At 68.6% G+C, this 14,606-nt stretch carries 12 protein-coding genes; 9 read left to right on the forward strand and 3 right to left on the reverse strand.

Translation table 11 applies throughout. The features are described 5' to 3' along the window. Positions 1 to 228: 228 nt before the first annotated feature. From POL72_RS49125 to POL72_RS49135, 3 genes are read left to right on the forward strand one after another with little or no spacing between them, the layout of a single operon-like run. Entirely contained in the window at positions 229 to 1,248 is a 1,020-nt protein-coding gene (locus POL72_RS49125) for a hypothetical protein (protein ID WP_272104241.1), read from the forward strand. A 30-nt stretch (positions 1,249 to 1,278) separates the two neighbouring features. Further along, a complete protein-coding gene (locus tag POL72_RS49130) occupies positions 1,279 to 2,907 on the forward strand; it encodes a hypothetical protein (RefSeq protein ID WP_272104242.1) in 1,629 nt (542 codons plus the stop codon). A gap of 37 nt (positions 2,908 to 2,944) precedes the next feature. Then, on the forward strand, positions 2,945 to 4,474 hold the full coding sequence (locus POL72_RS49135) for a hypothetical protein (protein ID WP_272104244.1): 1,530 nt from the start codon (positions 2,945 to 2,947) through the stop codon (positions 4,472 to 4,474). A gap of 6 nt (positions 4,475 to 4,480) precedes the next feature. Here the strand turns inward: POL72_RS49135 and POL72_RS49140 are convergent, their stop codons facing one another. Together POL72_RS49140 and POL72_RS49145 are read right to left on the reverse strand one after the other, a co-directional pair. Next, the gene (locus POL72_RS49140) at positions 4,481 to 5,602 is read right to left on the reverse strand and encodes a hypothetical protein (RefSeq protein ID WP_272104246.1); all 1,122 of its coding nucleotides are present in this window, start codon (positions 5,600 to 5,602) and stop codon (positions 4,481 to 4,483) included. A 197-nt stretch (positions 5,603 to 5,799) separates the two neighbouring features. Beyond that, complete coding sequence (locus POL72_RS49145) at positions 5,800 to 6,207, reverse strand: hypothetical protein (RefSeq protein WP_272104248.1); 408 nt, start codon at positions 6,205 to 6,207, stop codon at positions 5,800 to 5,802. A gap of 233 nt (positions 6,208 to 6,440) precedes the next feature. Here POL72_RS49145 and POL72_RS49150 point away from each other — a divergent pair, with 233 nt between their 5' ends. From POL72_RS49150 to POL72_RS49175, 6 genes are all read left to right on the forward strand, one after another. Beyond that, the gene (locus POL72_RS49150; protein ID WP_272104249.1) at positions 6,441 to 7,478 is read left to right on the forward strand and encodes a deoxyhypusine synthase family protein; all 1,038 of its coding nucleotides are present in this window, start codon (positions 6,441 to 6,443) and stop codon (positions 7,476 to 7,478) included. 43 nt (positions 7,479 to 7,521) lie between these two features. Continuing rightward, complete coding sequence (locus tag POL72_RS49155) at positions 7,522 to 8,565, forward strand: NAD-dependent epimerase/dehydratase family protein (protein ID WP_272104250.1); 1,044 nt, start codon at positions 7,522 to 7,524, stop codon at positions 8,563 to 8,565. A gap of 143 nt (positions 8,566 to 8,708) precedes the next feature. Then, the gene (locus POL72_RS49160) at positions 8,709 to 9,596 is read left to right on the forward strand and encodes a phosphotransferase family protein (protein WP_272104251.1); all 888 of its coding nucleotides are present in this window, start codon (positions 8,709 to 8,711) and stop codon (positions 9,594 to 9,596) included. 459 nt (positions 9,597 to 10,055) lie between these two features. Then, a complete protein-coding gene (locus POL72_RS49165; protein ID WP_272104252.1) occupies positions 10,056 to 11,300 on the forward strand; it encodes a polysaccharide deacetylase family protein in 1,245 nt (414 codons plus the stop codon). Positions 11,301 to 11,436: 136 nt separating this feature from the next. Further along, a complete protein-coding gene (locus POL72_RS49170; RefSeq protein ID WP_272104254.1) occupies positions 11,437 to 12,255 on the forward strand; it encodes a peptidylprolyl isomerase in 819 nt (272 codons plus the stop codon). After that, positions 12,252 to 13,250 (forward strand): HupE/UreJ family protein, encoded by a 999-nt coding sequence (locus POL72_RS49175; RefSeq protein ID WP_272104255.1) that lies wholly within the window; start codon positions 12,252 to 12,254, stop codon positions 13,248 to 13,250. Before POL72_RS49170 ends, POL72_RS49175 begins: the two co-directional genes overlap by 4 nt. 72 nt (positions 13,251 to 13,322) lie before the next feature. Here POL72_RS49175 and POL72_RS49180 read toward each other — a convergent pair whose 3' ends face one another. After that, positions 13,323 to 14,495, reverse strand: a complete 1,173-nt coding sequence (locus POL72_RS49180; protein WP_272104257.1) for an SUMF1/EgtB/PvdO family nonheme iron enzyme — start codon at positions 14,493 to 14,495, stop codon at positions 13,323 to 13,325. Between the last annotated feature and the right edge of the window lie 111 nt (positions 14,496 to 14,606).

The raw sequence follows: 14,606 nt of genomic DNA on the forward strand, positions 1-14,606 counted from the left end.
GCTCGCACAGCACCCGCCCTCTGGGAGAGATGACAACGTTGCTGGTTTGCTCTGAAATTTCTCACGGCAAACGCAAGCGCATGGCGATTTCACCCGCCATTGACGCCGAGCAGTTGACGCAACTACCGTCGTGACATGCGTTGCGCTCCACAGCTCCTCTCGATTCTCCTTGCGCTCGGGGCATCAACATGCCTGACGAGCGCAGCGCGCGCCCAGGGCGGCTCGTCGATGACAAGATCGAGAGAGAACTCGACGGTGAAGGACCATGTTCGCCGTGGCCAGAGGGCGCGCGCGGCGGGGCAGTGGACCGAGGCATATGCCGCCTACAAGGTGGCATTCGACGCCGCAGACCCGGCGTCGAGCACGGAGCGCGAGCGCGCGGAGATTGCCGGGGAGCTCGGCCTCTGCGAGGTCGCGTTGGGCAAATACCGCGATGCGGCCGAACACCTGGCCTGGAGCCTCGAGCAGCGCGAGGCGCTGCCGGCCGCGCTGCAGAAGCGATTCGAGGAAGGGCAGCGCAAGGCAACACCGCACGTCGCGAAGCTCCGTCTCTCCGTCGACCCGCCGGACGCCGAGGTGATCGTCGACACCAAACCGATCGGCCGCGTCGCGCGCGTCTACACGCTGTTCGTCGAGCCCGGCCTGCACACGGTGCGAGCCCGAGCACCGGGCCGCGAAGATGCGTTCCACACCTTGCGCACCGTGGCGAAGGCGGAGCACGAGATCTCGCTTCATTGTCCGCGCGCGTCGGTGAGCAGCGCCGGAGAGGACGCGCCGGGTTCATCGAGCGAAGCGCCGCGAGCCATGAGCTCTCCGGCGGCTGCGCAGGCGCGGCCTCCCAGCCCATGGGCTTCCTGGCCGGGGACGGCGCGGATAGGCGGCATCGTGGTGACGACGGCGACTGCGGCAGCCGGCGCGGTCTTTCTCCTGCGCGCTCACGTCGTCCACGGTGATCTGCGCGAGCGGGACATCACGCTTCGCGCGCAGGGGTGGACGTCACATACGTGCCGGGAAGCCAGCGCACCGGCGGCGTGCGCCGGCATTCGTGACCGGGTGAACGAGCGGGATCTGTTCGCGACCCTCGGCAAGGTGTCGCTGGCGACGAGCGCCGTGTTCGGCGTGGCGACGGCGGCCTCGTTCTTCACGGAGGTTGCCTTTTTCGGTGGTGCGCCCAAAGCCGCTGGCCTTCGCATCGTGCCGGTGACGACGAGCGAACGAGCGGGTGTGCTCGTCGAGGGACCGTGGTGAGCGAGAGGCGAGGTCATGCGTTCTAGATCGATGGGTCGCAGTCGAGGGGTCCTCCGTTCGCTGGCGTCCGTCGCGCTCGGTCTGGCAGGCGCCGCCGGGAACACGGGGTGCTACTCCGACAGCTGTGCGGACAGCTACTGGTGCGAGGTTCCGCCGCCGGAGCCATCTCCTTGTGATGGGGATCCGAGGACGGCGACGGCGCTCGACATGTGCGGCGTGTTCGTCGGCGAGGAGGGCGACGACAACAGCCTCGGCACGAAGGACGCGCCGGTGAGGACGTTGCAACGTGCGATCGGCCTCGCCGCGCAGGTTCGACGCGACGGCCAGGCGCCGACCCGGCGCGTGTACGCGTGCAGCGGATTGTTCGAGGAGGCCATCTCGCTCCCCCAGGGGGTCGACCTCTGGGGCGGCCGTCTGTGTGCCGGCGGCGACTGGTCCTACGGAGGGCCGCTCGACGAGCAGAACGCGTTGACCGTCATCGCGCCGCCCGTGGGGATCCCGGTGCGGGTCCTCGGGGGGGACGACGCCGTCATCGCGGGGGACGACACGACGTCGGAGATTTTCGGCGTACGCGCCGTGGCGGCCGACGCCTCCGCCGGCGACCACAAGTCGTCGATCGCGATGATCCTGGAGCATGGGGCCACGGCGATCGTGCAGTCGAGCGTGATCCTCGCAGGCGACGGCAAGGATGGAGAGCCGGGCGAGGACGCGCCGAGCTTCCGCACGAACGCCGGCGTATTGGGGAACGACGGCGCGGACGCCTGCACCGCGAACGAGACGGTGGGCGCCCTTCCGGTCGTGACCGCGTGCGGCGACGGGATCGAGTCGACGGGTGGCCAGGGGGGTGATGGAGGCCTCGAGACGGGCGGCGACGGAACGTCAGGACTGCCGGAGCCGGACGAGAATCCGCCCGACGTCGGCCTGGGTGGTTTCGGCGCGTCGTCCAGCATGGCGTGCAAGCCAGGGGAGCAGGGGGCAGACGGCGCCCCTGCAGACCGCGCTGCGGGAGCGGTTGGCGATGGCCTCTTAGGCTTCCATGGATGGGTCGGCGTCCGCGGGGACGACGGGAAGCCGGGCGGCGTCGGTCAGGGCGGCGGCGGGGGTGGCGGCGGCAAGGGGCGCGGCCCCATGAACGCGTGTCCGACAGGTCGGCCCCAGGGCGGGGCGGCCGGCGGATCAGGCGGCAGCGGCGGGTGCGGGGGCAAGGGGGGCAAGGGAGGCGACTACGGCGGCGCGAGCATCGCGATCGTGGCCTTGCAGGGGAGCGACCTCACCGTCGATGCCAGCACGGTCCTCGGGGCCAAGGGCGGTAATGGCGGGGTCGGCGGAACCGGCCAGTGGGGAGGCCTTGGCGTTGCCGGCGGCCTCGGCGGAAACGCTCTTCTGATCGACTCGTCACGAGGGTGCCGCGGCGGCTTTGGCGGCAACGGCGGTCGCGGAGGCGACGCCGGCGGCGGTCTCGGTGGCCACTCGCTCGGCATCGGCTCCGTGGGCGCCTCCGTGACGATCTTGCAGGATGCGACGGTCTTGCCTGGACAAGCCGGCAGCGGGGGGCTCGGCGGCAATGCACTCGCGGAAACCGGGCTCGGCAAGGGGAAAGACGGGACTGCGCTGTTCTGGTACCGGTTCGATGCGCCAGATCCGGAACCGCCTCAATGAATCGCCCTGTGCTGGCGGCACACGTCAGGAGACGCATATGAGGAAGAGCACCGCAGCGACCTTGATCCTTCTGCTGTCCCCGTGGGCGACCGGCTGCGGAACTGCGCCCGGCGTGAACGACCCTGGTGTGACGCCTTGTGAAGGCACCTCGTGCGAGGACGAGCCGCCCCCGGAGTCGGTCTGCGTCGAGCACGTCGCCGCCGACATCCTCGACGACGGCTGCGGCGTGTTCCTCGCCGGAAACGTTGGTGGCGGCGACGACAGGAACCCCGGCACGAAGGCGAAGCCGGTGTACACCGTCGCACGCGCCATCGAGCTCGCGCGCGCTGGAAGAGGGCGCGTGTTCCTCTGCAATGAGGGATTCATCGTGGAGGAGATCAGGGTGCCCTCCGGCGTGGATCTTCTCGGGGGCTTCCACTGCCGGAAATGGGTGCGCGACCCCCTGCGCCCGTGGACCCTGTTGAATCACGATCGGGTCTTCGGCCCCATGATAATCGTCGAGCCCGCGGGCCCCGAGGACAGCGGGGCCGCCGACGGGGTGTCGACGCTGGCCGATCTCCACGTCCCCTCGTCGGGCGAGGTCGGCGTGCTCGTTCAGTCGAGCACGGCAGTGGAGATTCTGCGGAGCGAGATCTCCACCCGCGGAGGAAATGGAGGCCACGCAGGCGAGAAGTGGCAGTACAAGCAACCGGACGGACCGGATGGCATGTTCGGTGGGGACGCGTGCTCGGCGGCCATCGTCGCCGGCGGGCCTGCAGTGGTGAACCAGTGCGAGAGCGGGCTCACGAGCATTGGCGGCAAGGGAGGGGACGGCCGCCCCGACAGCGCCGAGGATGGAGGCGATGGGGAGCCCGCCGACCTTTTGCCGCCTGCAAGCGGTGGTATCGGGGAGCAGGACAACCGCAGTTGTAGCAGCGGATCCGAGGGGGGCCCTGGGGCTTCGGGAACGCAGGGCGCGCCGGGCAAGGGCATCGGGCGCCTCACCGACATAGGGTGGGAGGGCGACACGGGGGGCGAGGGGACCTGGGGCACGCCGGGCCAGGGCGGCGGCGGCGGCGGCGGTCGTCGGGGCGGGCTCGCCGTGTGCGGCGTGGCGTCGAAGGGAGGCCCAGGAGGAGGCTCGGGAGGGGCCGGCGGTTGCGGAGGCCGAGGAGGCCGCGGGGGAGCGAACGGACAGCCGTGCATCGGCGTTCTCGCGGTTCACGCCCGGCTGACCGTGCGCGACACCAAGATCACGGCGGACTTTGGCGGCTACGGCGGCGACGGCGGGGAACCCCAGCGCGGCGCCATAGGCGGCCGAGGCGCACCGGGCGGAACGCTGGGAGATGAACTCGCCGCCTGTTACGGCGGCCAGGGCGGCCAAGGAGGGCCCGGCGGCTACGGCGGCCCCGGGCGCGGCGGCGACTCGATCGGCATCGCCTACCTCGACGAGGACCAGCTCACGCTGGAGGGCGTCACCATCGAGACCGGACAGCCGGGCAAGGGCGGCACCAGCTGGAACTACGATGGCAGCACGACGGTGGGGGAGAGCGGCGAGGCCCACGAGACGCTTCGGTTTCCCGAATAGCCGAAGTCACGTCATGCGAGGATCGGCGCAGAGATCGGCGACCGAGTCCACGGGCCAGCTCGCCAGGAAGCTGGAGGCCCAAGCGACCATGGCGGCCGGCGGCTCGCCTTCACCGTCCCACGAAGCGACCAGCGCTTCGAGCTCGCGCTTGGCCGCCATGGCGCGGAGAGTCTTCGGCGATTCGTCGTGCGGGCGCATGCGCGCAAGCTCCTCCAGCATCTTGTCCTTGTGCAGGAAGCCGTCTGTAGATGCCGACCAATAAAGCCCAAACGACTGTCGATATGGCTCCGGCATCTGCTGAATCATCCTGGGCAAATCGAGCAGTATTCCGATCTGGTAGTGCGCGCGGAGCACGGTAAGCACCGTAATGAACCGTTCTGTCAAGCTACTCGGGTCGAGCGTCACGACCGCCCCGCTCTCGGGCGGCGCCGGCTCCACCCACTGATTATCTAGGCTGAAAAGGCAATCGTACAGCGTCGCGCCGCGCATGCTAACCACCACGTCCGGCACGAGCGTGGTACCGACCTCCGGTGGCATGGGCTGACAACCGAAGGTCGACTCGATCTCATGGGCAATCCACGTCGCGCAAGGCCGTTCGTCTGGCGCCAGATCGAAGGTGAACTCACGTCGTGTGACGGTCGCGCTATGTAGCCTCTCATCATCCGGGTTCAGTACGAGATCGGGCCCCAAAGCACCTCGTGAAATGGAGAAATTAATGCCGTACGGAACCACGAAGCCGGCAGGCGGCATAGCAAGATCGATCATGCGATAGCTGTAAACGACATAGTATGGAGCCAGAAAGCTCACGTGAAACCAAAGCGTTCGACGGTCGGGCGCGTTCGGCAGATCGACTGTGAACGAATAACATGCGTCGCAGGTGCCGGCAGGTAGGTGGAGAGATCGATTCATGAGTGGCATATCAGGAAATCGCTCTGAAATGCGATGCCGCATAGCATGCCAGCGCTCGTCCTTGGATGCTTGGATCCGCGCAGCCACGAGCCGGGCATGTTCTTCAGTCTGTTCGCGCTGTGAGTCGTCCTGCCAAAATTGGTGCGGGTCGGGACCGCCGATCCCACGGGGGAAATATCGGTACACGATTTCCAGTAGTTGATCGACCGTGTGCTTCATGACTTGTTGACCACTACACCAAGGTTCTTGTGTTGTTCCGCGAACATCTTCTGCGCGTTCGTGAAAAATCTGAGCAAGATATGCCAGGCGGCAGCGCAAAACGACCCGCCCCCCCCCCCTCCATCTCGCCTGCGACCACATTCGTCACTTCAGCACTCTACATCGCCGCCTGGTGGGCCGAGATGAATCCCCAAAAACTATTTCGTATAGGCATCCCAATCGAGAACACGACCACGGACGCGGGTCGCACCGTCCAGAGCGTGCGCCATCGCGCTCCGGCCTGCGAGGCGCGAGCGCTTGTCGTTCTGCTGGCAGTGGTGCCACCTCCACAGCGTCGAGCAGAGCAGCTGATTTTTGGAAAGCGCTCGCCGCCGAGGCAGGCGGCGGAGAGTTCTCGAGGCGGGCCGCGGACCGCGCATCGCCTCGGCCTCGCCGCGCTGCTTCGCGGCGGGCAGGCGGGCGCCGTCGGGGGTGAGGTCGTCGAGCAGCCACTCACCGGCTTCCCGCAAGAGCTCGAGCTCCTCCCACGTGAAGGGGTGTTTTCCGCGGAGCGCGCCCGCGTGTTCCTCGTGCAGGTGGGCCAGCGCCATGCCGTCGCCGGCCATGTCGTACTTGCCGCTGCGCTCGCCCTGTCCGTGGCGGCGCATGTCTCCTGCACGGTTCCCGCCCGTCGAGACGGACTTGACACGATCCTCGCGACTTGTGCTACGGTCCCCGCCGAAGCCACCCGACGCGTCGATGGCGGCCCGGCATGTGTCGGTCCGTAGCGCGTCCCTGGTGGCCTGCGCGACCCGAGACCACCGGGACGATCTTCGTGGTCGCCGAGGCTCGGCAAAACATGGCTGTGACGAAGTCGGCATCGACGACGCTGCCCCTCCTCTCGTTCGTTCTCCGCAACTACAAGAATTTCAACGCCCGCGCGACGCGCGACGCGCTCCTCGCGTACTGGGAGCACATCGAGCGCGGGGGGAAGATGTTCTGGGCCGTGGCCGGAGCCATGTCTTCGGCCCAGCTCGGCATCACGCTGGCGCCGGCCATCCGTGCCGGCCTGATCCATGGCATGTCCGTGACCGGCGCCAACCTGGAGGAGTCGCTGTTTCGCCTCGTGGCGCACGACGGCTACCGTGACTTCCCCGACTACCGTTACTTCACCAAGCAGGACGACACGCGGATCCTCGACAACCGGATGCGGCGCGTGACCGACACAAGCATCCCCGAGGACGAGGCCTTCCGCGCGGTGGAAAAGCACATCGTCCCCAGGTGGGAGCGGGCGACGGCGAGCGGCGAGCGCCGCTTCTGGCACGAGTACTTCTACGAGCTGGTCCGGGCGGTCGAGCCCGCGCTCCACCGTGGACCGCCCGAGGAGTGCTGGTTGCTCGCCGCCGCGGAGGCCGGGCTGCCGCTGGTCGTCCCGGGCCACGAGGACTCGACCTTCGGCAACATCTTCGCGTCCTACGTGAAGCGGGGCGAGTGCAGCGCGAGCATCGTGAAGTCAGGCATCGAGTACATGGCCGAGCTCTACGATCAGTACCGCGCGCTCAGCGCAGGCGCGGGCGTGGGGTTCTTCCAGATCGGCGGGGGGATCGCGGGAGACTTCCCCATCTGCGTTGTGCCGTCGCTCAAGTACGATCTCGACGAACCGGCCCGGCCCTGGGCCTACTTCTGCCAGATCTCCGACTCGACAACGTCCTACGGCTCGTACTCCGGCGCCACGCCCAACGAGAAGATCACCTGGGACAAGCTGACCGCGGACACGCCGATGTTCGTGATCGAGTCGGACGCCACCATCGTGGCGCCGCTCCTGCTGGGAGCGCTGCTCGAGTGCAAGCGCCACCCGGCCGAGGCTCGGGCCATCATCGAGGCGCGCGGCGCGTGAGCGTCGGCGGCTCTCCTCATTCCTGAAGCGAGGTTGCAAGACGATGAGCAAGAAGAAGGTCCTGATCACGGGCGGCGCGGGCTTCCTCGGGATCAATCTGGTACGGCACCTGCTCGAGCGCGGCTATGAAGTCACGTCGCTCGATCTCCTGGACTTCGACTACCCCGAGCGGTCGAGCATCCGCGAGGTGCGCGGGGATATCCGTGACGCGGCGGCCGTCGACGCGGCGGTGAAGGGGCACGACTTTGTCGTGCACACCGCGGCCGCGCTGCCCCTGTACACGGCGGAGGAGATCTACACGACCGACGTGATCGGCACGCGCGTGGTCATGAGCGCCGCGCGCCGCCACGGCGTCGAGCGCGCGGTGCACATCTCCTCCACGGCCGTGTACGGCATCCCCGACCACCACCCGCTCTGCGAGGACGACCGGCTCGACGGCGTGGGTCCGTACGGACAGGCCAAGATCCAGGCCGAGGTCGTGTGCCTGGAGGAGCGCGGCCGGGGGCTCGTTGTGCCCATCATCCGGCCCAAGTCCTTCATCGGCCCGGAGCGGCTCGGGGTCTTCGCCCTGCTCTATGACTGGGCGCTCGACGGCAAGGGCTTCCCCATGATCGGCGACGGCAAGAACCGCTACCAGCTCCTCGACGTGGCCGATCTCTGCGAGGCCATCTACCTGTGCATGACGAAGGATGCGTCGGTCGCCAACGACACGTTCAATATCGGCGCGAAGGAGTTCACCACCATGGGCGAGGACTACCAGGCGGTGCTCGACGCGGTGGGCAAGGGCAAGAAGATCGTGCCCTTCCCGGCGGCGCCGGCGGTGCTCGGCCTGCGCGCGCTCGAGGCGATGGGCGTGTCGCCGCTCTACAAGTGGGTCTACGAGACGGCATCGAAGGACTCGTTCGTGTCGATCGAGAAGGCCGAGCGGGTGCTCGGCTACGCGCCGAAGTACTCGAACAAGGACGCGCTGGTGCGCAACCTCGAGTGGTACCGGGCGCACCGGAGCGAGTTCGAGAGCCGTTCGGGCGTGACCCATCGCGTGCCATGGAAGCAGGGCGCGATCGGCCTGTTGAAGACGTTCTTCTGACGGGCGCGCGGCGTGGTGAACGCCGTCCTCTCGATCTCAGGGCGCGGGCTCCCGAAGGTCGCCGAGCCGCCGGACTGGACGGCTGGGAGCTCGCGCGTTGCGGACATCGCAAAGGCGCGGAGGCTGCTAGGGTGGGCCCCGGAATGAGCATCGAGGACGACGCGCCTCTGCTGCAGGTGATGAGCCATCTCGGCCTGACCCGGGATGCGCTGCTCGGCATCGGCGGTGAAGCCTGCGTGTTCGCACTGGGCGGCGAGCGGGTCGTGCGCGTCCACCATCCCGGGACCGTCCGGGAGACGGTCGTTCGACGAGCCCAGCTGCTCGAGGGCTTCCACGAGCCCGCGAGCGCGGTGCCGTTCTCGATCCCCCGTGTCCTGGAGATGACCGAGCTGCACGGCCGCCTCATCACATTCGAGCAGCGGTTCCCCGGGCGACCCCTCTTGCAGGTGCTCGGCGAGGCGGCCGGCGCCGAGCGTGAACGCCTCATCACCTGCTATCTCGAGGCCTCGACGCACCTTCGAGCCCTGCGGGTGAGCGCTGCGTGGTACGGCGATCTCTGCGAAGCCGAGCCGATCCGGACGCCCTCTTACCGCGCTTACCTCGAGCTGCGAGCAAGGAAGAGCCTGGCCTGCGCCGGGAGCGCGTTCGACGGCATCGATCCAGCGCGCCTGGCCGCGGCGCTGCCCGAGCCGGAGCGACCGAGCTTCGTGCACATGGACTTCTATCCAGGCAATGTGCTGGTCGAAGGCCAGCAGGTGAGCGCCGTCATCGACTTCGGGGGCCCACCCATCGTGGGAGACGCTCGGCTCGATCCCCTGTCGGCCGTCATCTACCTCACGCCGTTCATCACCACGACCGCCACGGATCGCGACCGACGCCTCGCCCGGGAGTGGCTGCAGGCGCAGCACCTCGACGCGCTGTTCGAGCCCGCAGAGCGATGGCTCGCCGCCCGCTGGTCGTTCGCGACCGACGACGTGCGCCTGCATCGATGGTGTCGACGCGTGTTGCTCGGACACCAGGGGGATCCGTGAAGCGAACCCGTGGATCCACGCGGCGGGCGGTTCCTCCGGCCGTCTACACGGGGCCGCCCGTCTGCTTTGCCGATCGTCCAGGCGGGTTGGAATACACCTGGCGAGTCAGGGGGACAGCGCTGCACATGAGGCCGACGCGAAGCCCGGTACGCTCCGGCAGTCGCCGCGCCGCTAGAAGAATACGGCGGAGCGCTCCGACGCGGCCCTCGCTACTTTCGGTAACATCTGAGCCGCTCGCTACTTTTGGTAACACGCGGGCCGCTCGCCACGTTTGGTAACGTGAGCCGCTCGCTACTTTTGGTAACATGTGAGCCATTCGTGCGATGCGTCGAGCCGCGTGCGTCGTGCATAATCCTTTGAGCGCCTTCCGGGAATTTGTATCCTCACCTCATGCCGAACTCTTTGCGATTCCTCCACTTCGAAAATTTTCCTGCGTCATCGTCCTTGGCGCTCGGTGCGATGTTGTTGCTGGGCACGCTGCACGTCAGCGGCTGCGGCGGTGATGACGGGGAGGATACCTCCAGCGGCACCACCGGTGGCCAGCAGACGACGAGCAGCAACAGCAGCAGCAGCAGCAGCGGCGGCACGCCGGGAAGCTCCTCCTCCAGCGGCGGGGAGCCCAGCACGACCTCGGCGTCGACCGGGGGCGACGGCGGCGCGGACCCGGCCGGCACCGGCGGCGCGGACCCGGCCGGCACCGGCGGCTCGGACCCGGCTGGCACCGGCGGAGCGGGTGCGGGTGGAGGTGGGACGGGCGGTGGCGGTGATGGGGGATCGCTGCCCGACTCCGGCATTCCGCCGGCGCCCGGCGGTGGCAATGTGCCGAAGCCGGCCGGCGGGGCGGGCGGGTTCAAGGTCGTCGACTGGGCCGGCTTCGCGGGCGCCGTGACGTACAGCTTCGACGACGTGAACCAGACCCAGATCCAGCACTTCGATGAGATGATGGCGCTCGACGTGCCGTTCACCTTCTACGTCTGGACCGGTAAGCAGGAAGCGAACAACGCGGTCTGGAAACAGGCGCTGACGCGCGGGCACGAGCTCGCCAACCACACGAGGAGCCACTCGAGCAACGACAACGGCTCCGATACGGACGCCGCGACGAAGGACATGAAGGACAAGTACGACGTCACGCCGTACACGATGGCGGCCCCGAACGGCGCGGGTGTATACGAGGGCATCGCCCGGACGCGCTTCATGATCAATCGCGGCGTGTCCAACGCCCTGATCGGCCCGAACGACAACAGCAATCCGTTCGTTCTGCCCACCTACATTCCCCCGACCAACGCCTCCAAGGCGCAGATGGACTCGGAGGTCTCGAGCGCGCGAAGCGGCAAGAAGTGGCGGACCTTCTGCATCCACGGCTTCACCGGCGGCAACGACGGCGCCTATCAGCCCATCCCGTTCCAGGCCTGGGTCGATCACGTCAAGGCCGTCAAGGCATACGGCGACGTGTGGATCGGCACCATGGAGACCATCGGTGCCTACTGGCGCGGCCAGAAGGCGATCACCGACGGCACCAACACCAAGAACGGGAACGACACGACCTACAACTGGACGCTCCCCACCAACTTCCCGCCGGGCAAGTACGTGCGCGTGACGGTCACCGGCGGCACGCTCAAGCAGAACGGCGCCCCGCTCAAGTGGGATCCGCACGGCTACTACGAAGTGGCGCTCGACGCGAAGTCCGTCACGCTCTCGCCGTGACGCGAGCCGCCCGAAGCCCCGCGCCGTCACCGGCGCGGCTTCGGGCGTAGCCGCCCCAACCAGGGCAGATCCCTCGGTTGGGGCTTGACGTCTTCTAAGCGTTTGGGTCTCCTCTCCCCCGGCGAGAGCGCGTCCCATGCCTGACATCAGCGGTAACACCATGGGGAGCTTCGCTCGGTTGCTCCGCGAACCAGTCATTCATTTCCTCTTCATCGGCGCGCTCTTGTTCCTCGGCCACCGGCTCGTCGCCGGCGATCCCAGGGAGATCGTCGTCAGCACGGGGCTGAAGGCGGACCTGGAACGGCAGTTCCGCGACAACATGGGGCGGGCGCCGACGGCGGCGGAGCTTGCGGAGGCGCTCGACGGGTGGAAGCGGGACGAGGTGCTCTACCGTGAGGCGCTGCGGGAGGGGCTCGATCGGCAGGATGCGACGGTGCGGGTCGCGCTGGCCGAGAAGCTGCGGACACGGGCGGCTCAGCCGGTGGCGGCGCGGGAGCCGACGGATGCAGAGCTGGACGCGTGGCTGGCTTCTCACCGGAGCAAGTATGAGACGCCGCTGCGGTACGATTTCGAGGTCGTGACCTTTCCCAGGAGCGATCCGGCGGCAGAGGAGCAGCGGTCGACGTATCGACGGGCGCTGGCCGACGGTGCGGACCCGAGGACGCTCGGTCGTCCGATCGTGGGTGGCAACCTCACCCGCGATTCACTCGCAGACAAGTTCGGACCGGCGGTCTCCGAGAGCATTGGCAGCTCGGCGCTCGCGACGTGGCAGCCCCTGGAGACCCAGGACAGCCTGCTGCTCGTGCGGGTCAACCAGGTAAGCGGGGGGCTGCCCAGCCGCGAGGCGATCCGCGCGATCCTCACCACCGACTGGGCCGCCGCAAGGAAGAAGGAAGCCGTCGACGAGTTCGTCAAGAGCCTCCTCGCGCAGTACAGATTCAAGGAGAATCCTTGAGTCGTTCGCGTCTGCTCCGGCTGGCTCGGTCCCTGCCATTCTTGCTGGCCCTGCTCCTGGCGCCCGCCCCCGCGGCTGGCCACGCGCTCAACTCGGCGCTTCTTTCGCTGACGGAGGTGGAAGGTCACGACGGGCGGTTCCTCGTGCGCTGGCAGGCGAGCTCGTCAGCGCTGGAGGCCGAGCTCGCGACGCCCGCCGTGTTCCCCCCGGCCTGCAAGGTCGAGGGAGCGTATCTCGACTGCGGTCACGACGGCCTGGTCGGCACCATCGAGCTCCCCTGGCTCGCGGGGACCGAGACCAACGTGATGGTCGTTGTCGAGTGGCGGAATGGAAGCCGGCTTGTCCGGGTGTTGACAGGCAACGACCCGAGCCTCGTGGTCTACGGTATTCCCGCCTCCGCCGGGCTCCGCGCGCTCCGGCCGATCATGGTCGACTACTCGTGGCTCGGCATCGAGCACATCCTGACCGGGTTCGACCATCTCCTCTTCGTCATCGCGCTCACGCTCCTCGTGCGCGGCCGCCGGAAGCTTCTCGGCGCTGTCACGGCCTTCACGGTCGCGCACAGCCTGACGCTCGCCTGCGCCGTGTTCGGCTGGTTGACGCTGCCTGCCCCGCCGGTCGAAGCGGCCATCGCGCTCTCGATCGTTCTGGTCTGCGGCGAGTGCCTACGGTCGACCGACTCGCTCACGCGCCGGGCCCCCTGGGCCGTCACGTTCGCCTTCGGGCTGCTTCACGGGCTCGGGTTCGCTTCGTCGTTGCTCGACATCGGGCTGCCGGAGAGGCATGTGCCGATCGCGCTCTTGTTCTTCAACGTGGGCGTGGAGATCGGCCAGCTCGGCGTGATTGCGCTGGTGGTCGCGCTGCGCCTCCTGGCCGCGCGGGTCCCCACGCAGCCAGCGACGGTGAGGCGCGGCGTTGTGTATGCGATGGGCGCAATGGCAGGCTACTGGTCGATCGAGCGCGTCGTGGCGATGCTGACGGACGCCCGCATGTAGGGGATCCCGCAGGCTGCGGCGTGGAGGCGGCCCCTTCGCGCTCCACGCAGCGCCCGACAGGCGCCTCGCCGCTCACCGCTTCTCGCCGTTCCCTGACGCAGCGGGCGCGCCGCCCCCCGGCGTTGCGTCCACCGCGCCCGGCCCGAGCAGCGTGCCGCACATCGTCTTGCACAGGATGTCGGTCGCCTTGCACTCGCACTTGCCCTGCTGCTTGAGCTCGAGCTTCCCGCGCATCTCCTCGACCGTGAACTGCGCCATCCGCTCGACGCGAGCCATGTCCCACCCCTCCTGGACCTGCCGGGGCGTCCTCGGCTCGGTGGCCTTGCCGTCGGGCTCGGCGCAGCAGCGGAAGCTCAGGAAGTAATAATAGAACCCCTCGTCGTGGGTGTAGATCTTCGGCCGGCACTGGTTGCGCACGCCCTTGTACCAGGGGCCGCCGGTGTGGACGCTGTCGAACTTGCCGCGCCAGCCGCCGCTCGTCTCGCTCGCCACCACCTCGTCGGTGTTCGCGGGCAGGTCGGCGACGCCATAGTCGCTGATGCACTGGGGCTGCGACCCGCTCCGCACCCCCTTCCAGAGGCGGGCCAGCTCGGTCGGGTCGCGCTTCGCGACCTTCTTCATGTCGGGATCGTCCCACATGTGGTCGCCGTTGCACTTCGTCGCGTCGCGCGAGTACCCGTAAGGGAACGGCTTCATCTCGGGGCCCTCGCAGGCGAGCGTCCACTCCGACTCGGTGCAGAGGCGCTTGCCGACGGCGGCGCACTTGACCTGCGCCTGGTGGAAGCGGTTCATCACCTCGGGCCGCTCCCCCTTCTTGTTCGGCCACTCGTACGTGTCGATGCAATAGCGCTTCTTCGTCTTGTCGCCCGTGCAGCGGGCCGGGGTGGGGGCGAACTCCTCGCAGATCGTCTTCTTGTTCGACTTGTCGTACCAGCTGCGGAGGCAGCTGTGCTCGACCTCGCTGCAGTACTCGCCCTCGACGAGCTTCATGTCGGCCGGGCACGCCTGCTCCTCGGCGGCGGCGGTCTCCCCGCCGGCCGTCCCCGTCTGGGCTGGGGGCGCGCCGGCCTCCGGGGCGGGAGGCGCCGCGGCTCCAGGCTCGGCGGGGGACGGCGCGGGCGCGGGCGGTCGGCCGTCGTGCGCGCGCGGGGAGGGCACCGACTGGGCGGGCTCCGGGGGCGCGCCGGAGCAGGCGGCGGCGAGCGTCAGGGCGGGGAGGGAGAGGGGGAGCAGGAGGCGTCGCATGCCCGGCGTCATAGTCGAGATCGCGGCGAGGGGAACCAGGCGTCGCGCCCCCGGATCGACGCCGCGCGCCCCGGCCGGGCCGGAGGCGGTCCGGCGGGGGCCGCGCGCGCT

The sequence above is a fragment of the Sorangium aterium genome (assembly GCF_028368935.1).
GTDB classification, from domain to species: Bacteria; Myxococcota_A; Polyangia; order Polyangiales; family Polyangiaceae; genus Sorangium; species Sorangium atrum.